Origin of the sequence: Pseudoalteromonas sp. OF7H-1, from assembly GCF_022347825.1 — a bacterium.
Classification (GTDB): domain Bacteria; phylum Pseudomonadota; class Gammaproteobacteria; order Enterobacterales; family Alteromonadaceae; genus Pseudoalteromonas; species Pseudoalteromonas maricaloris.
In genome coordinates this window covers 405,782-423,067 of sequence record NZ_JAKRFX010000001.1, presented here as the reverse complement: position 1 = coordinate 423,067, position 17,286 = coordinate 405,782, and the positions used below count along the sequence as shown (strand labels likewise).

At 41.7% G+C, this 17,286-nt stretch carries 21 protein-coding genes; 9 read left to right on the top strand and 12 right to left on the bottom strand.

The window, feature by feature from the left end:
• Nucleotides 1-286: 286 nt before the first annotated feature.
• The 4 genes from MHN30_RS01935 to MHN30_RS01920 form a co-directional block, all read right to left on the bottom strand.
• Nucleotides 287-478, bottom strand: coding sequence for a hypothetical protein (locus tag MHN30_RS01935; protein WP_010378936.1), 192 nt, complete (start codon nt 476-478; stop codon nt 287-289).
• A gap of 40 nt (nt 479-518) precedes the next feature.
• Entirely contained in the window at nt 519-686 is a 168-nt protein-coding gene (locus tag MHN30_RS01930) for a DUF1328 domain-containing protein (RefSeq protein ID WP_010378934.1), read from the bottom strand.
• A 10-nt stretch (nt 687-696) separates the two neighbouring features.
• A complete protein-coding gene (locus tag MHN30_RS01925; RefSeq protein WP_039496879.1) occupies nt 697-1,143 on the bottom strand; it encodes a PA2169 family four-helix-bundle protein in 447 nt (148 codons plus the stop codon).
• A 164-nt stretch (nt 1,144-1,307) separates the two neighbouring features.
• Nucleotides 1,308-2,192: a mechanosensitive ion channel family protein gene (locus MHN30_RS01920; RefSeq protein WP_211858110.1), complete on the bottom strand. Its 885-nt coding sequence runs from the start codon at nt 2,190-2,192 to the stop codon at nt 1,308-1,310.
• 236 nt (nt 2,193-2,428) lie between these two features.
• On the opposite strand from MHN30_RS01920, the gene MHN30_RS01915 reads away from it, so the two are divergent.
• The 5 genes from MHN30_RS01915 (at nt 2,429) to MHN30_RS01895 (ending at nt 5,054) form a co-directional block, all read left to right on the top strand.
• Nucleotides 2,429-2,992, top strand: coding sequence for a BON domain-containing protein (locus MHN30_RS01915; protein ID WP_010378923.1), 564 nt, complete (start codon nt 2,429-2,431; stop codon nt 2,990-2,992).
• 61 nt (nt 2,993-3,053) lie between these two features.
• Nucleotides 3,054-3,629, top strand: a complete 576-nt coding sequence (locus tag MHN30_RS01910) for an outer membrane beta-barrel protein (RefSeq protein ID WP_130163684.1) — start codon at nt 3,054-3,056, stop codon at nt 3,627-3,629.
• A 417-nt stretch (nt 3,630-4,046) separates the two neighbouring features.
• The gene (locus tag MHN30_RS01905) at nt 4,047-4,376 is read left to right on the top strand and encodes a hypothetical protein (protein ID WP_130125970.1); all 330 of its coding nucleotides are present in this window, start codon (nt 4,047-4,049) and stop codon (nt 4,374-4,376) included.
• 2 nt (nt 4,377-4,378) lie between these two features.
• Nucleotides 4,379-4,816, top strand: a complete 438-nt coding sequence (locus tag MHN30_RS01900; protein WP_222241071.1) for a hypothetical protein — start codon at nt 4,379-4,381, stop codon at nt 4,814-4,816.
• The gene (locus tag MHN30_RS01895) at nt 4,800-5,054 is read left to right on the top strand and encodes a hypothetical protein (protein WP_010378914.1); all 255 of its coding nucleotides are present in this window, start codon (nt 4,800-4,802) and stop codon (nt 5,052-5,054) included. The genes MHN30_RS01900 and MHN30_RS01895 overlap by 17 nt, the downstream gene beginning before the upstream one ends.
• A gap of 27 nt (nt 5,055-5,081) precedes the next feature.
• Here MHN30_RS01895 and MHN30_RS01890 read toward each other — a convergent pair whose 3' ends face one another.
• From MHN30_RS01890 to MHN30_RS01865, 6 genes are all read right to left on the bottom strand, one after another.
• Entirely contained in the window at nt 5,082-7,034 is a 1,953-nt protein-coding gene (locus tag MHN30_RS01890) for a response regulator (protein ID WP_239357639.1), read from the bottom strand.
• A gap of 113 nt (nt 7,035-7,147) precedes the next feature.
• Nucleotides 7,148-7,597, bottom strand: coding sequence for a response regulator (locus tag MHN30_RS01885; RefSeq protein WP_010378908.1), 450 nt, complete (start codon nt 7,595-7,597; stop codon nt 7,148-7,150).
• Nucleotides 7,587-9,071, bottom strand: a complete 1,485-nt coding sequence (locus tag MHN30_RS01880; protein WP_130163680.1) for a sensor histidine kinase — start codon at nt 9,069-9,071, stop codon at nt 7,587-7,589. Before MHN30_RS01880 ends, MHN30_RS01885 begins: the two co-directional genes overlap by 11 nt.
• Entirely contained in the window at nt 9,068-9,283 is a 216-nt protein-coding gene (locus MHN30_RS01875; RefSeq protein ID WP_010378905.1) for a histidine kinase, read from the bottom strand. Before MHN30_RS01875 ends, MHN30_RS01880 begins: the two co-directional genes overlap by 4 nt.
• A 15-nt stretch (nt 9,284-9,298) precedes the next feature.
• The gene (locus tag MHN30_RS01870; protein ID WP_239357627.1) at nt 9,299-10,702 is read right to left on the bottom strand and encodes a sigma-54 dependent transcriptional regulator; all 1,404 of its coding nucleotides are present in this window, start codon (nt 10,700-10,702) and stop codon (nt 9,299-9,301) included.
• Between the two features lie 81 nt (nt 10,703-10,783).
• Nucleotides 10,784-12,394 (bottom strand): diacylglycerol kinase family protein, encoded by a 1,611-nt coding sequence (locus tag MHN30_RS01865; protein ID WP_039496862.1) that lies wholly within the window; start codon nt 12,392-12,394, stop codon nt 10,784-10,786.
• Nucleotides 12,395-12,754: 360 nt separating this feature from the next.
• Between MHN30_RS01865 and MHN30_RS01860 the strand changes: the two genes are divergently transcribed.
• Both MHN30_RS01860 and smrA read left to right on the top strand, forming a co-directional pair.
• Nucleotides 12,755-12,994: a hypothetical protein gene (locus MHN30_RS01860; RefSeq protein WP_010378899.1), complete on the top strand. Its 240-nt coding sequence runs from the start codon at nt 12,755-12,757 to the stop codon at nt 12,992-12,994.
• 77 nt (nt 12,995-13,071) lie between these two features.
• On the top strand, nt 13,072-13,653 hold the full coding sequence (gene smrA, locus MHN30_RS01855; protein ID WP_010606588.1) for a DNA endonuclease SmrA: 582 nt from the start codon (nt 13,072-13,074) through the stop codon (nt 13,651-13,653).
• Between the two features lie 27 nt (nt 13,654-13,680).
• On the opposite strand, the gene MHN30_RS23770 is transcribed toward smrA, so the two are convergent.
• Together MHN30_RS23770 and MHN30_RS01850 are read right to left on the bottom strand one after the other, a co-directional pair.
• Nucleotides 13,681-13,815, bottom strand: a complete 135-nt coding sequence (locus MHN30_RS23770; protein ID WP_010378895.1) for a hypothetical protein — start codon at nt 13,813-13,815, stop codon at nt 13,681-13,683.
• Nucleotides 13,816-13,951: 136 nt separating this feature from the next.
• Nucleotides 13,952-14,878, bottom strand: coding sequence for a glyoxylate/hydroxypyruvate reductase A (locus tag MHN30_RS01850; protein ID WP_239357618.1), 927 nt, complete (start codon nt 14,876-14,878; stop codon nt 13,952-13,954).
• A 116-nt stretch (nt 14,879-14,994) separates the two neighbouring features.
• On the opposite strand from MHN30_RS01850, the gene MHN30_RS01845 reads away from it, so the two are divergent.
• Both MHN30_RS01845 and MHN30_RS01840 read left to right on the top strand, forming a co-directional pair.
• The gene (locus tag MHN30_RS01845) at nt 14,995-16,716 is read left to right on the top strand and encodes a lysophospholipid acyltransferase family protein (protein ID WP_130163677.1); all 1,722 of its coding nucleotides are present in this window, start codon (nt 14,995-14,997) and stop codon (nt 16,714-16,716) included.
• Nucleotides 16,717-16,799: 83 nt separating this feature from the next.
• The gene (locus MHN30_RS01840) at nt 16,800-17,282 is read left to right on the top strand and encodes a TlpA disulfide reductase family protein (protein ID WP_069020178.1); all 483 of its coding nucleotides are present in this window, start codon (nt 16,800-16,802) and stop codon (nt 17,280-17,282) included.
• Nucleotides 17,283-17,286 lie beyond the last annotated feature (4 nt).

Here is a 17,286-nt window from a genome sequence, read left to right as displayed (position 1 = left end):
CCTTTCTAGCAGCCAGTTTTAGCGCTAACTGCGTTGAATTCACTTCCAATAGCCAGCTATTGGTGCGTAAATTCGCCTTGCCTACAGGATGTAGGTACCTTAGCGAGAGCAGGACGCGGAAGCGGTGTTTTCCCTAAAACTCTCTGGCTAGACAAGGAAAAAACTAAGTTGTGCTCTAGAAACAATGAGTTGGAACATTCCTTATCCAAACCTCAGGTTATTTAAACAACAAAAAAGTATGGTGTAAAATTTTTACACCATACTTTTTAGCCAAAAATGCTAGTGTTTAACACTCTTCGTTTTCAGCGTTCAGGTTCTCTTTTACATCTTCACAGGCATCTTCTACGCTGTTTTCAACTTCTTGAACCGTTTCATCGAAACGCTCTCCCGCGTCTTCCGCCGGACCTTCACTACAACCAAAAAGTGCTAAAATTGAAACAAAACCAAATGCTTTCGCTAATGTAATTGCTGATTTCATAATCTATCTCCTAAAACCGTTTTAGTACGTTAAATCCCTTTTACCTGGGAGCTCGTGCTTTGCCAAAAATAAACGAAATAATCATAAAGGCGATAAACACAAAGAATAGAATTTTCGCCATACCTGCCGCAGCGCCCGCGATTCCGGTGAAACCTAACACGGCTGCGACAAGTGCTAGGAATAAAAACATTACAGCCCAACTCAACATAACATTCTCCTTAGGCAGTTAGCTCTTGCAACTGCTTCATTTGATCGTGACAAGCTTGCATTCTGGTTTGGATTTGCAGTAATACACTCTTGCATTTAGGTGGAAGATCTTTGCTTAGCGCTTTATCAAGCTTGCTCAACACTTTGTCTTCCACTTCTTCTAGCTGAGAAATATAGGTGTGCTCTTTATCGGTGCTCACCATACTAACCAACTTGGTGTACGATTCACGAATGTCGATGCTAAGTGCTGAATCAGTCTCTATTTCACCCTCGTCGATAAGAACAAATGGTTGTAGATCCGAGATTGCTTGCGCTTTATCTACAATCATTTGGTCAAATACGCGGTTTAATTCGATATTATCTAGCTTCTTCTTAGCTTCGGTGTAAAAATCTACACCACCATTTAATACTTTAATGAGCTCTTTTACCGGCTCCATGTCGTAATTTGAATCTGCCATAAATAACTCCTTTCGCTTAAATATTTAATAAGTGCATTTTGCAAATATTATTTCTGTCCTTTTCGTTAATGCAGATTAAATGCCAAATTATAAACCATTATTTTACAAGGATTTTTAATATAAGAACTTTCAGAGCGGTGAAAATATTACAAACTAGATGTAAATTATTCCTGTGATAATTGCGCACTTAAGGTCGTACTGCCTTTGGCATTGAAATCCATCGTCCTAATAGGGAAAGGAATTAAGATATCGTTATCAGCTAAAACACGGCTAATTGTACAAATTGCTTGGTGCCTGACCACCATAAAGCCGGGATCCGCTGGGTAGTCTATCCAAAACCACACTAATAGATTGATAGAACTATCACCAAAAGACTCAGCATAGACATCCGTTTCTTTTTGGTTTACTACGAAATCAAGCTTATTAATGGCCTCAACAATCACCTCGCGGGCTTGTTCTGGGTCATCCGCATATGAGATACCAACTGGTACTTCTATTCTTCGCTTACCAAGCTTGGTGTAGTTTTGTAACTCATTCTTAAAGAGAATTTTGTTGGGAATATAAGACAGCTGGCCATAAAAATTTTCTACCAAGGTATTTCTCAAATTGATTTTGCTTACCGTGCCAAAGCAATCCTTGGTTCTGATAATGTCACCGACCATAAAGGGCTTTCTGACTCCCATCACAAATCCAGCGATGAGGTTCTCAGTCATGTCTTGGAATGCAAAGCCAATAGCAAGGCCAATGATCCCCGCCCCAGCCAACAATGACATTACGGCACCTGATAGTTTTACTATATCTAAAGCGAAGAAAATCCCAATGGCAATAATAGAGACTTTAAATATGGAACTAATAAGAGAAGCAACTTGTTCTGTCTTTATTGCTTTTTTAATCGCTTTAGAAAACCAAATAGATGATATTTTAGCCAGCGCTGTAAAGAATATTAGTATCATTAAGGCTAGGATCATATTCGGTAGTAACTGCACACCGGATTCAAGCCAAGAGATTAACTTATCATTAATTAACGTCCAAAACTTTTCTAAATTCATAATTACTAACTCCTATATAAGTACGCAACAACGATCGAATGCAGTAATCATTCCTACTGATATTAATTAGCCATTCATGAAAAAGGTAATTATTACAAAGTAATGTAAACATTTTCTCGGTAAATTCTTCCTTAAAACTTACCAACAAAATAAAAAAAATATAAAATTCAGCAACTTACAACATGGCACAACAGCTGCAATAGGTAATTCGACTACGAAATTAAAGGAGTTTAATTATGAAAAAGACATTAATCGCAACTGTACTTGTATCTTCACTTACTACTGCTTCAGCTTTTGCTGCTGATAATTCTTGGGAAAAAGAAGCAAGCGATGCTTGGATAGACGGTAAAGCAGAAGCGACGCTACTTTTCAACGGTGAGCTGAACAACTTTGACATTAACACAGATGTGAAAAATGGCGTTGTAGTGCTAACTGGTAAAGTTGAACACTCAGTAGACAAAAAGCTAGCTGAAGAACTGGTACTAGGTATCGATGGCGTAAAAGAAGTGAAAAACGACCTGACTATCGTAGATATGTCAGATGAACGCAAAAAAGAGCGTAACTACGAAAGCGATAGCGGCTTTACTGACGCAAAAATCGCAACAGTAATTAAGTCTCGCTACCTGTTTGACACGGATGTAGATGGTACTGACATCGATGTTGATGTGGAAGGTTTAGTCGTAACACTAAACGGCCATGTTGGTAGCGAAGCTGAGCGCAAACTTGCTGTGCAAATCGCGAAAAACGCCAATGACGTTAAAGATGTAAAAGATAACCTTCGCGTTACTAAAAAATCATAAGCAATTTTGATTTGAGGGGGCACTCCCCCCTCCCATATTTATATTGATTTAAGGAGTAAAGATGAAACAATTAACTATTGCCGCTGCGTTACTAGCTTCTCTAGGTCTTGCATCTACCGCTGCTCACGCGGAGTCTGATTTTGGACTAGAAGATTATAAAATTTATACAGGTATCGGTTACGGCCAATACTCTTTTCAGTGGGAAGATCGTGAGAACGACACCTCTTTCGACGATGACTCTTCTATGTTAAAAGCGTATGTGGGTACGAAAATTAATCCATATTGGAGTTTTGAACTGGCCTATGAAAACTTCGACGAAGCAAGTGACATAGACAACTCTGCTGAAATCGATGGTATTTCTTTATCTACTCGTATCTCAGCCCCATTAAACGAATACTTTTCAGTTTACGCAAAAGGTGGTTGGCTTGAATGGGATGCAGATATCTATGCTGATATTCCAGCTGTAGGTCGTGTTTCATCTAACCTTGAAGGTGGCGACTGGCTTTATGGTGCCGGTGTAGAGTTTCACCTTAACGAAAACATTAACATGCGTTTAGAATACACGCGCTACGAACTTGAAGACGATATCGATCCAGATATGGACGTAGCTGCGGTCTCTATCGAGTATCAATTTTAAGCAGTAATGATGGCTAATTTATAGCCTCCCAATTATTTCCCCTTTGACTCAGTCCTGGCTCTTTCACAAGAGTCTGGTTTTGGCGCTACCACTGGTAGCGCCTTTTTTGTTTTCAGCGTATGGCTCTCATATTGAATAATGTGAGTGCTTTCTCGCGATTCCTTTGTTTGCAGAAAACAGCATTTAAAGATAGAAAAACTCTAGATGTAATATTTGCCATTCACAGCTAGAAATAAAACCTGTCACTTTTTTTAAACTCTACACCCTGTAGGTTCTGCTATGTAACATTTACACCCTTCGTATCGCATCTACCGACACAAAACATGAGATAAATCTAATAGACTGATATTACTCAACTTTTAAGTTGGCAAAGGGTTTGCAACGAATACAGTGAACTAAACGAATAAGGAGTAGTTTATGAGTAACCAAGCAAACCAAACACAGACAAGTAACACAGCAAAACCACAGTCAAATGGCCATGATTCTAGTCACCCAGTTACGGATCAAATTGCAGATACATTACATGCGTCAGTAGATTCACTGCACGCTTCAGCATCTCGCACTGAAACCTCGCTGCGTGAAAAAGGTCATAACTCAAGCGAAGCCATTGGTGCCAAGCGTAAAGAGTGGGAACGTGCGTGGAATACATCTGGTGTGAAAAAGTATGCAACGGAAAACCCAGTAAAAACGGCTGGTATCGCATTTTCACTCGGTATGTTGGCAACTATGCTGTTAAGGAATAAGTAATCATGCAAGACCAAGCTCAAGTAAGAGACCGTCAAGCAGCAGCTCACGAGCGCACGCCAGCGCTCGCTGAGCTTAAAGATTCTGTGTCTCTATTATTCGACAGTTATCAGCAAATCGCTGAAGCACAAATTAACCTATTAGGTGCGAAGTTCAGAGCTAATTTAAAAACTTTATGTATCGCGCTCGGGTTAATTCTATTTTCTTTAATTTTAACGGCAATGGTATGGGGCAGCTTGCATGTGTTATTTGCTTACGCCTTAACCTACGCAGGCCTAAGCTGGTTTATATCGGCCGGTATTGTACTTACTATCAATATCGCAATGATTTATTACCTGATCATCACAGGGCTAAAGCTCTTTAATAACAGCATAAATGACCTGACGTCTGGGTTTTATACTTCAGTTGCGAAGCAGGAGGCCAGTAATGACGAAGCTCGCTGAATTCATCACTGATAAGTTGCACCAAGAAGTGGTGATAGAGAAGAAAAAGCTCATTACCGCTAGACATTTTAATCACCTTACCCAAGTGAAAGCCAAAAAAGTATTTACCGGCGCGATTAGCTCTCCTCAAGGGTTGGGCTTCATGTTTATGTTTGGCGCACTCAGCGCTAAATATGGCAAGTTTGGTGCACTAAGAAAAATCGTACTTCTACAAAGAATAGCGCAAGGTATCATTTAATTCCTTGCGCTATTCTTTGGTTCTTAGCTAAACCAGCTTTTCTTTAATTTCTTTCAGATCCACCAGTGTTATAGGCTTTAACAACACGTCATCTACTTGTGACTCGGCCAATTTTTCCGGCTCTGGATCAAAACCACTTGCAATCACGATATGCTGATTAGGATCTTGTGCTTTAATCTCTCGCGCAAGCGTAAGCCCAGACTTATCGGGCAGACCTATATCCAGTAAAATCGTGTCAAAGCGCTCAGGACCAACAAAATGCTGCCAACAAGTTTGCGCGCACTCTGCCGTAACCACATTCACTTGCAGTGAATTAATTAACAGCTTAAGCAGGTTGCGTGTATCTGCGTCGTCTTCTACCACTAAAAACCGCAAAGTACCGGTAGTTTGCGCCACATCATCGCTAGATGTTGCCAACTCGTCACTCAAGTAGTGAGCTAAATATTCTCCTAACTCAGAGACATTAACAGGCTTGCTCATCATATCGCTAAAGCCAAGCGCCATTAATTCTTCTTTTGTGCCTTTTTGAGCGGCCGCTGTTAGTGCGACAACAGGTAAGTCAATACCACGCTCTCTGAGCGCAACAATAGTGTCTCGACCATCCATTCTTGGCATGTGCAAGTCCATAAAGACTAAGTCATACTTATCTGGATCATCCTTAAGCATCGCAAGCGCTTCAATGCCATCGCCCGCAATTTCAGCGGTTGCGCCGGTTTGACCAATCAGGGTGCGCAATAACATCTGGATCTCACTAATGTCTTCAACGATAAGGATATGCCCTTGCAAATCAGATGGAAGCGAGTTATCGGTCGCATTTTGGGTTTTATCTAGCATCAATGGCGCCAGAGTCATTTCATCGATAGCACCAAGATCAATACTAAAACCAAACTCACTCCCCTCTCCCAAGGTTGACTCAACCGCAAGCTCGCCTCCCATCAGTTTAATGAGTGCAGAGCTAATAGCTAAACCAAGACCAGCACCTTCATCCGTGCGCGTTGTGACGTTTTGTACTTGTTCAAAAGGTTTAAATATACGTTTAAGCTTCTCGCAAGGAATACCAATACCTGTATCAATCACCTTGAACTCAAGTTTTGCATCAGCCTGTAAGGTGATCTCAACCTTCACGAAACCGGAGCTTGTGAACTTAATTGCATTATAAATAATGTTGATAAGTACCTGTTTTAGTCGTGTTTTATCAACCTTTACATCTTGAGGAAGTGGTGTTTTAGCTTCAATGCTAAAACTCAAGCCTTTCTTGGCTGCGGCCATTTTAAACAGACTATATAAATCACTTAGAAAGCTATTCAAACACGTGCTTTGCTTATTTAGCTGTAACCGGTTTTCATTTAGCTTGGATAGGTCGAGTACATCATTTAATAAGTTAAGTAAGTGCTCGCTATTGTTATTGATTATAGAAAGCTCGGGCTTAACATTCTGCAACTCTTCCCGAGACAGGAGGAGATTGGTGTAACCTAGAATAGACGTTAACGGCGTTCTCAACTCATGGCTTAAATGTGCCAAAAAGCGGTCTTTTGCTCGACTGTCAGACTCGACTCGCAATCGCTCCAGGCGTTCACGTTCAAGTTCTTTGCGTGCCAAAGCATAGCGAATGGAACGAATAAATCGAGCGCTGCTTATTTCTGACTTAAGCACGAAGTCTTCAGCACCCGCTTTTAGGGCTTCGTTATCTAACACTTCATCTGATTGCCCCGTCAGCATGATTATCGGCGTATGAACCTGTCTTGCTCTGGCTTCTTTTAACACGCTCAAACCGGTTTGTGGGCCTAATTGATAATCCAATAAGCAGAGATCGAAGCCATTACTCTCCAGTGCTTCTAGCGCTTGATGGTATTGGCTTTGCCAAACGAGATTAAATTTAAAGTTAGGAATAGACTGTAAATAATCTAAGGTTAAAATATAATCGTCTTCGTCATCTTCAATGAGCAGCACATTGACTTCACTGACCGACTCCTTTGTCATACTAGCCTCCACAAATGAAGTGATATTAATTCGTTTGGGTCGTCACGTTATGTTGAAACAAGTATAGGACGACTTGCGGTGAGGTAGCGCTTGTTTGCACAAGCGCGATGGGATTAATTTGGCAGCTCTACTATTTCAATCCAGTACTTGCCTAAATGTTTCATCAAATCAACTAAACCATCAAAATCCACGGGCTTAGTAATATAAGATGCAGCGCCTGAGTCATACCCTCTCAGTTTGTCTTCTTCCTCTTTGGAAGTAGTTAAGATAACCACGGGTATAGAACGTAGTATTGGATCTTTTTTGATTTCTTGTAACGCTTCTCTACCATCCATTCTTGGCATATTCAGGTCAAGTAAAATGAGGTTCGGTCTTGGATATCGTTGTTTATCAGTAAACTCTCCCTCATTTCTCAAATATTCCAAAAGCTCAACCCCGTCCTTAACAAACTGAAATGCATTGAGTACTCGGCTTTCTTCTAAAGCGTCTTGAGCCAACAAGCGATCATCTTCGTCATCATCCGCCATCAAAATATGGATTGGCTGAGTTTTTTTATAGTTCATTCTTCAGTTCCTGAATAATTGGTGTTGGTTCAGCGAGTAATGTGATCGTGAATTTAGCACCTTTACCATCTTCACTGGTCGCTGAAATCGTTCCGCCGTGTCGCTCAACAATGCGTCTACACACGGTTAAACCAATGCCAGTACCAGCATATTTTTTTCTGTCATGTAGTCGTTGAAAAGGCGAGAATATTTTCTCAGCATATTCAGCATCAAAGCCAACGCCATTATCTTCTACCACAAAAGTATAAGCATCTTGACTCATCAATTGGCTGCTTTCAACCGTGATTGTAATAATCGGATCGCGCCCTTCTACTCTGAATTTAATAGCATTGGAAAGTAGATTTAAAAACAGCTGGTGTATTTGACTAGCATCACATTTTATTGTCGGTAACACGTCCGAGTTTACGCTCGCACTACTGTCATGAACTGCAATTTCTAAATCGTCCAACACAAACTGTAAAACTTGGTTGAGATCCTGTTCTTCAAAAGGCTTTGCTCTGGTGGTAACTCGGGATAACTCAAGCAAGTCAGTGATAAGCGTTGACATCCGCTGTGCGGCACTCGTCATTCGAGCCAAATAATCCTTGCCCTTGTCATCAAGGTGCTCGCCATAATTCTTTTCGATGCGATCACCAAAAGCGCGGATCTTTCTTAGTGGTTCTTGCAGGTCGTGAGAGGCAACAAACGCAAAGTCTTCGAGCTCTCGGTTGCTACGATTTAGCTCTTCAGCGTAATGTTCTAGTGCTTCGGTACGCGCTTGCACCTTTTCTTCTAAATGATCGTTTGCTTCTTCTAACTCGCTCTTTGCTTTCTTTGCGCTGCGTAGATTGACGACTAAAAGTAGCAAAATAGCAAAAATCATCACGGCGCTCAGCAAAGTAAATACAACGATATTAACTTGCGCTTCTTTGCGGACACGTTTTAACTGATTCAGCTGAATAGTCCGGATGTCCACTTCTGCGGCCATGATCTGAGTGAACTCTTCTCGTAGATCCCCTCCAGAGTCCGCAGCTCGGTCAAGTAATAAAGCTTCATTACCTGTATCGGTATTACGTGCAACAATCACCGTACTTTGCAAAGTTTTAAATCGCGCTTTTACCCCTTCGATATAACGATTAATTTTTTGCTGCTGTACATCGCTTTCAGAGTGATTCTGACCAACTTTCGCTATGCTCTCATCAAGGTTTTGCAATGCTTTTATAAAAGGTGCTAAATCGCTTTCTTTATTTGAGATTAAAAATGCTCGTTGTCCTGCCTCCGCATTTAACATCGCAATATGCAGCTGATCCAGAGACATCATTACTTCGCTGGTGTTTCGGATACTCTCTTGAACTTGGTTTAATTCTTTAACATTGTTAAAACCGATTAGGGCATTGGACGCTACAAGGCCAACACTCACAACAACCGCAAACCAGATAAAGTTAAGTTTATTACTTAAGTTCATAAAATAACTAAACTTGGACTCATTGTTCACTCATCATTTCCTTGCTCCACCAGCGTCTGTAACAGCTCGCTACACTCTTTGGTTGCTTTAATAATCGTATTTGCTATCTCGATTATCTGTTGTTGAGAATCAGGTTGTTCAGCGATAAGTTTGATCAACTCTGAATTCATTGAAATTTGATTCAAAGGCTTGCGTGCGTCATGCACTAACTTCGCGAGCGTACCTTGATCATGTTGTGTCATTGTTCCTCCCCGAAATTATGACTGTGTTTCTCCCTCATAGGCGTTTAAACGGTTGTAGAGCGTTTTTGTACTGATCCCAAGCATTCGCGCGGCCAGCGTCTTATTTCCTTCTACTGATTCTAACGTTTGATAGATCAATTCTCTTTCTACTTCTTCAATCGTTTTACCTGGCTTCATTTCAGGCGTTGGTACTTGAATCGCATTTGCTCTGCTTGACGTGCCCACCTGTGGTGGAATTGAAGCGCGATTTAACTGCGCATGCTCCACCATGCGTTTCGCCTGTGCGAATGGTGAGGCGAAGTTCGCATCAAATACTAAGCTATGGTCATCGTGATCCGCCATAATATAGGCACGATGGATTGTGTGTTTGAGTTCACGTACATTACCGGGCCAATCATATTCAACCAAGCGGCTCATATCTGCCGCCTTAATTACATACTGACTATTACCTTTTTTATTCAAACCCTGGAGAAAATGCTCGGCGAGTAATGGAATGTCTTCTTTTCTCTCTCTCAGCGGTGGAATATGGATTGGAAATACCGCCAAACGGAAATAAATATCTTCTCGAAGTACGTCATTGGTAGCAATATCTTCGACGCTACGGTTAGTAGCCGATATTACCCGACAATTAACTTTTATCGGCTTTGTGCCACCGACTCGTGTCACCGTATGTGTTTCGAGTACACGTAGCAAGTTTGGCTGTTGCTCGATGGGCATTTCGGTTAACTCATCCAAAAACAAAGTGCCATTCTCTGCTTGCTCAAATACTCCGACTTTTTGAGCATTTGCTCCCGTAAACGCGCCTTTTTCGTGACCAAATAGTTCGCTACCGATCAAGTCTTTCGGGATTGCACCACAGTTTACGTTAACCAAATCCCCTGTCACTGTGCTGGCATTGTGAATTGCGCGGGCAAACATTTCTTTACCTACACCGCTTTCTCCCATCAACATCACGTTAGCGTCGGTACCTGCCACGCGCTCTATCATCTTATATAGATGTTTCATTTTGGCAGACTCGCCCAGCAACACACCAAAATGTGCTTGACTCTCGGTTCGCTTGGGTTTGTTCTTAGAAGGGCTTAACGCGTTTCTAAAATCGTCTGCATCAACGGGCTTAGTGAGATAATTTAACCCATCATGACAAAGCTGCGACAATGCAGACTTTACTGATGGATGTCCCGTGACCATAGTTATTGGTGTACGGATCCCTGCGGCTCTAATTTCATCAACTAGATGTAAACCACTGCCATCTGGCAGCATAAAATCAAGAAAGATATGATCAAAACTTTGCGTTTCTAGCCATTGTCTGGCCGACGCCAAGTCATTCGCTAAACACGCGTCATGGCCTAAGTATTCGACAATGCGACAGGCCAGCTCTGCAAAATCATGATCATCATCTACTAATAAAACGGTTTTCAATTGAGTCCCTCTCTCAATGCTCCAATAGTGCTTCCACTTTTGATTTTTATCTCACACACTAAATGAATGGCCGCAAAATACCTAATTCGGAACCATTACGTTCAGCGCGTGTTTCTGGATCACTATTTCAATACTTTTTGCACTAAGCACTTCACCATCTAGTGCAAAGTGTTGTTCTTGCTCAAATTCTATGTTTATCTTTTCGCACTGCTCGGTGCGAATATTAGAAGGTTTGCCGTCTAATTTAGGTAAAATAAGTTCGGCTACCGTAAGATTCTGCGCACCATCCGGCTCAACCGGTAAAATCGTAATATCTAGTTTGCCATCGTCATAGATTGGCTCTCCATGACCTTGAGCAAGAATTGTGGTTTTTGGTGCTGCATTCGCTACAACCAGACTAACACATTCTATTTGAGATTGCTCAGCGCCATCAAAGCTCACTCTAAAATTAAGGGGCTTATTCTCACTTACCGCCTGCCAAAGGCCTCGAATATAGGCTAATTGCCCCGAGTTATTCTTTTCTTCACGCCCAGCCTTTTCTATCATTTCCTGACCAAAGCCAACGGCTGCCGCTAAAAGCGCGGTGCGGCCATTACAGTTCATTATATCAATAGGCTTAGTTTTACCCGCTAAAATTGCTTCACAGGCACGGTTAATGGGATCTATTTTTGACAATGAACCGAGTAACACGGTCGCTAAGGAATTTGCAGTACCTAAAGGCAATATACCAAACAGTACATCGTGTTGATGAACACCATGAGCAACACTTGCTAATGTGCCATCACCGCCCCCTGCGATGATGATATTTGGCTGTTTATCAGACATGATCTGTTTAGCCAAAGCTGCGACATCTGTCTCTTTCTCTGTAAAGTGAATCGATAAGTTATATTTTTCCGTCAGCATACCCACAATGTCATTTTCATAGGTAAACCATTTACCCGATCCTGATACAGGGTTTATGACTAACGCCGCCTGCTCACTATGGGTAAAGTTTTGACTGTGATGTAGCTTTGTCAGCCCTTTGAGCTGATGCTTGTTTAACCTCGCTGTTTCACGGCGGTTTTGAATTTTTTCAAGTGCTTCACGGACGGTATAATCGGGGTTGGTTGCAAGTAAATAAGCAGTACAAAAGAACACTGAGCGTCCTCGACCTAACGCACAATGCACCACAACCTTTCGCTTTAATTCGTGCTGCGCCGCTATCCATGCCATGCCATGCGCTAACTGCTCTGAGGTAGGCGCTTGATGATCTAACACTGGAATATTGAGGTAGTGTAAGCCTTGCTGTTCTGCCGACCAGTTTAACCCATCGAACTCAGCAGTTACGTCTAAAATGGCTTCAATCCCTTCCGCCTTAAGCATATCCACATCGCTTGGAAATAACCGACAAGCAACAAATAAATTATCTGTAAGCGGCTGAAATGCATCAACAACATCTCTACCTCTTTCAATCGCATTGTATAAATGTACACAGCCTAAATAAGGCCAAAATAGCCAAGTTATATACCAAGGAATTTTGCCTGTACCGTGCTTTCTAAATATGTGCGGATAGTTGGTTGCATAAGCAAAAGTAACTAAAGAAATAGAGACGGTAAACCACGCAAGCGGCAACATTAGCCAAGATCCAATACTGTGGATCGTGAGTGCGGCTAAACAGAGACTTGCAAACAGGTAGTACTTGAGCATTTTCATTGCCTTTCCTTAATTATTTTTGTCGCCTACGGCTTTTTATTATCGCCTTATGCGGAACTCTCTTAGGTTTGCACATATGTAACTAAGTATAGGTATGCATTTCTTAATCTGCGCTGATTCATCAACTTGTTTATGATAATCATGAAGATACTTAACTATAGCTGAGACTATTCACAAAGAAATAAAAAGTGCGTCTGGGTATTTGTAACGACTTATGCAAGCGCTGCTACATAAGTATTCAGCCACCATTAATCCATTAAAATTTCTAATGTAAAAATCATAAAATTTATCAGTTGAATGAAGCATAAATGATCACCATAATGGCGATCCTTTAAACGCATTTGGAGAACCAAACAGACAATGGCAAACGAGCTCGACTGGCTACTTAACTTAATATTACTTACTTTAGGTTTTGGTGCCTTTTTTATTAACCATAAAACGCTACTAAGAGTAGCTGCTGTGTGCGCATGTGGCGTACTTTTTATCTCGTTTAGCCTTGATCTGATGAACACCAGTGTAATTTCTAACCTTAGCTTGATTTTGATAAATACTTTTTATCTATTCAAAGTCTATACCTTTGGTCAGCTGGAAGTTCACTAGTTCGCAGCGACTAGTTCCCTATTTCACTTCGGTGCGCTAAAATCATGGCCATCATTGCTTGTTAATGGAGAAGCAGTATGGCCATGACTGATGAAGAGCTATTTTTAGCTTCAATGGGCGACGTCACTCCGCTCGCCCAAGACAAAAAAGCAGAATTACGCCGTCACAAAAACGAACCTACTATTTCGCAACTCGCAAAACGCGAGGCCGCCGAGCAAGAACTTGAGTTTGATCCTAATTACTTATCTACAGAGTACGTAGATCTATTAGATCCACACGATCTACTCGCCTATAAAAAAAGCGGCGTCCAAGATGGTGTATACAAAAATCTCAGATTAGGTAAATATCAAGTTGATGCTACCTTAGACTTACATGGCAAACCATTTCATGATGCCCGTAAAGCCTTGTTTGACTTTGTTACAGATTGCCATGCAAAAAGCATCCGAGTGTTGTTATTAAGGCATGGTATCGGTTTAAACAGTAAACCCTTTCCCGCTGTACTGAAAAGCTATACAAATAAATGGCTGCAAGAAATGCCACAAGTGTTGGCATTTCACTCTGCATTAAAATGCCATGGCGGTAGCGGCTCTACTTACGTACTACTAAGAAAGAGTGAAGAGAAAAAACAAGAAAATAGAGAGCGTCACGCTAAACGCTAAAAAACAAAAAGCCGAGAAATACTCGGCTTATTTGCTATTTGCGGTGGGTGTCGTCCCCTGAAGTTCACTTGCACTAGCTTGATTAAACCAAGCCGATACACCTAACAAAATAACCGAAACCACAACAAGTGATAATTTCGCGCCACCTTGACTTTGCTTCATGGGTTAGACCTTTTTATTATTGTTTTTTTGTTAAATTAATGCATCATTCATAAACACTCAAGATGTTTTTTTATACAGTAGTTTATACTATTCTCTTTACACCTTGCTCTGTGGTTAATTACAACCATTTAATCAATTAGTAACCCTGCTTTTTCTGAACTAAATGAACGAGTGTTTTGCCCTCCTGCATCGCTAAATAGTTGTTAGCAATTTGCTGAGCAGCCGTATTTAAACTGGTTAATGCAGCAACATGGGGAGTAATACTAATGTTTGGCTGCTGCCAAAAGGCATGTGATGCAGGGAGTGGCTCAGTGTCAAATACGTCTAAAATAGCTCCGCCAAACGTCTCAGCCGCTAGCGCATTGAGTAAATCCGTCTCATTAAGATGACCACCTCTTGCAACATTAATGAGTACGCAATGATCTGGCGCGAGTGCAAACAGCTGGGCGTTCAATATCCCCTTGGTATGTTCAGTCAATGGTAGCAGGCACACAAGATAATCAATACCTGAAAGAAAAGCAGCTAGCTCATCTTGCCCACTGAAGTGCTCAATATTGTCGAGTTGTTTTGCAGAGCCGGACCAACCTTTGATGGTAAATCCATTTACGTGTAGCTTATGCGCGACCGCAAGGCCAAGTTGCCCCATCCCCATAATACCAACCGTGCGACCTGCTCTTGCGCGCCTAGGCTTCCATATTTGCTGAGATTGGTTATCCCCGTACTCTCTAACTCTAAGCTTATGGCTTAATAGTTGGCCTAATACATATTCAGCCATATCATCCGCTAAATTTGGGTCAACGATACGTGCAACTTCTACATGTGGTGGTAATAGCTGCATCGGAATGCTATCAACACCAGCACCGTAGGAATGCACTACTTTTAAATTAGTAAGCTGTGACCATAGCGTCTCTGGCGCATTCCATGCCAGCACAAACTCAACCTCCTTTAATAAGCTAACATCATCAACGGGCCATTCAAGCAAGGTTTGCTGCGGCAACAGTGCTGCTAACTTAGCAACTAACTTGTCATTATTACGACCAGTAACACAAATAAGTAAAGCCATATTGTTCCTTTATTCTCGCTACACGCTATCACTGCAAAATAAATGACATACCAATGCAACATGCTTGTCATTAATAGTTTTTACTCTTGCAAAAAAGCGCCAACAGGTGATGAAAAATGATCAGTGTAGATAAAGTCATTGAAGCAAATCTTCCACAACTTGAAAACTCCCCAAAGGTAAAAGGTTTAGTAAAAAAAGGGCTTGGTTATCTCTTGCATGAGCAAGAGTTTGTCGCGTTTGCTGACACCTACCCCCATTTGCAAGGGCTAGAGTTTGTCGAACAAGTGCTCGATGAATTAGATTTTGATGCTCGCTTTAAACCAAAGCAAATAGAGCATATCCCAAGCGAAGGTCCGGTGGTGATCGTCGCAAACCATCCTATTGGCTCTTTAGATGCACTGGCACTAATCAAAGTGCTGGCGCAAGTACGGCCTGACTTAAAGGTTGTTGCTAACCGGATGTTGATGTCAGTTACGCCAATGCATCCACTATTACTGCCTGTTGATAACCTCTCAGGAACCAGTAAAAAGCAAGAGCTGGCAAACATTCACAAGCATTTAAAATCTGAGGGGGCGCTACTTATCTTCCCAGCAGGTGAAGTTTCTCGCTTAAGCCCAACCGGTATTAAAGACTGCAAATGGAACTCTGGCTTTTTAAGAATGGCTAAAAAAGCCAATTGCCCCATTTTACCCATTTTTATCAAAGCGAAAAACAGTCCGCTCTTTTACGGCACCAGTATGATTTATAAGCCTTTAGCCAGTTTATTATTGGTCAAAGAGATGTTTAAACAAAGGCAAAAATCGCTAGAATTTGAAATAGGCGCCAGCATTCCTCCAGAGTCTTATCTTATTGATAACCTAAAAGACAAAGAGATAGTAGCACTTATTCGCAAGCAACTTTATCGCCTTGCCAGTAAAAAGCCACTGCCACTCAAAACGCAAACCCCGATTGCAGTTCCAGAAAATCGCAAAGAACTTAAAAAGGCAGTGGAAGCGTGCGAGTGTATCGGTGAAACACCCGATGGCATGCAAATATACGTTTACCAATACACCGGCAGCTCAGTGATATTTAGAGAGCTTGGACGCCTTAGAGAAATTGCCTTTAGGGCCGTAGGAGAAGGGAGTGGTAACCGTCGTGATATCGATAAGTACGATATGCACTACCACCACTTATTGTTATGGGACACGAAACAACTTGAGCTGGTGGGTGCCTATCGCCTTGCAAGTGCCAAGCAAGTGATAGAAGAACACGGGCAAACCGGGCTTTATACCGACAGCTTGTTTTCGTACAGTGAAGCCATGACCCCATACTTTGAAAAAGGCCTCGAACTTGGTCGCAGCTTTGTGCAGCCCAAGTACTGGGGTCGCAAGAGCCTAGATTACCTGTGGTATGGGATCGGTGCATTCGTAAAGCGCTACCCAGAACACCGTTATATGTTTGGTGCAGTCAGCCTCTCAAACGCGTTACCGGATGAAGCAAAAGCCATGTTGGTGTATCACTACCAACATTACTTTTCAAACCTTGCAGGTATCGCCACACCGAACAACGAAATGAAGCTAAGTAATGATCAACTTAACCGTTATCAACACATGTTTAGTGGCGATGACATCAAAGAAGATTTCGCAGAGCTCAAACATATTCTTGCTAATATGGGTGCGCAAGTTCCTACATTATTTAAGCAATATACGGAGCTTTGCGAACAGCAAGGCGTGAACTTTCTGAGCTTTAGTATAGATCCCGACTTTAATAACTGTATCGATGGTCTGGTACTCGTTGACTTAGCGAAATTAAAAGAGCAAAAAGCGAAACGCTACCTAGGCGACAACCCGTACGGTTAAGCTCAAATACATTGATCCGCTGCAATAAAGATCGCTACACTGCGGTCTTTATTGTTGCTTACTGTTATCACGGGATCATTTGTATGCTCAAGCTACTTGGCCAAGCTTTCATCATTGTGCTGGTATTTTTCGCCGTCTCAGCCTATCAAGAAAGAAACATGCTTGCCGACTCGGGAGAGCAAACGGCGCCGCCATTTCACCTACCCATTTTACAATCCAAGCAAACTTATTCGTCTATCCAGCTTAAAGGTCAACAAAGTATCGTGTATTTTTTTGCGCCTTGGTGCGGCGTATGTCGAGTGAGCATGCCGAATATTGATAAACTACATCAGCAAGGTAAAGTCAAAGCAGTGGCGATTGCGTTGGATTATCGTTCCACCGAAGAAGTAACAAAGTTTGTCAGCGATCTACAATTAGACATGCCCGTATTACTCGGCAATCAGAGCACGGCACAAGCGTATAAAGTGCAGGCTTACCCTACATATTATGTACTTGATGAAGACTTCAAAATAACTGAGCGCTCTGTTGGTTACTCATCCGAAATAGGGATCAGAGCGAGATTGTAAGAAA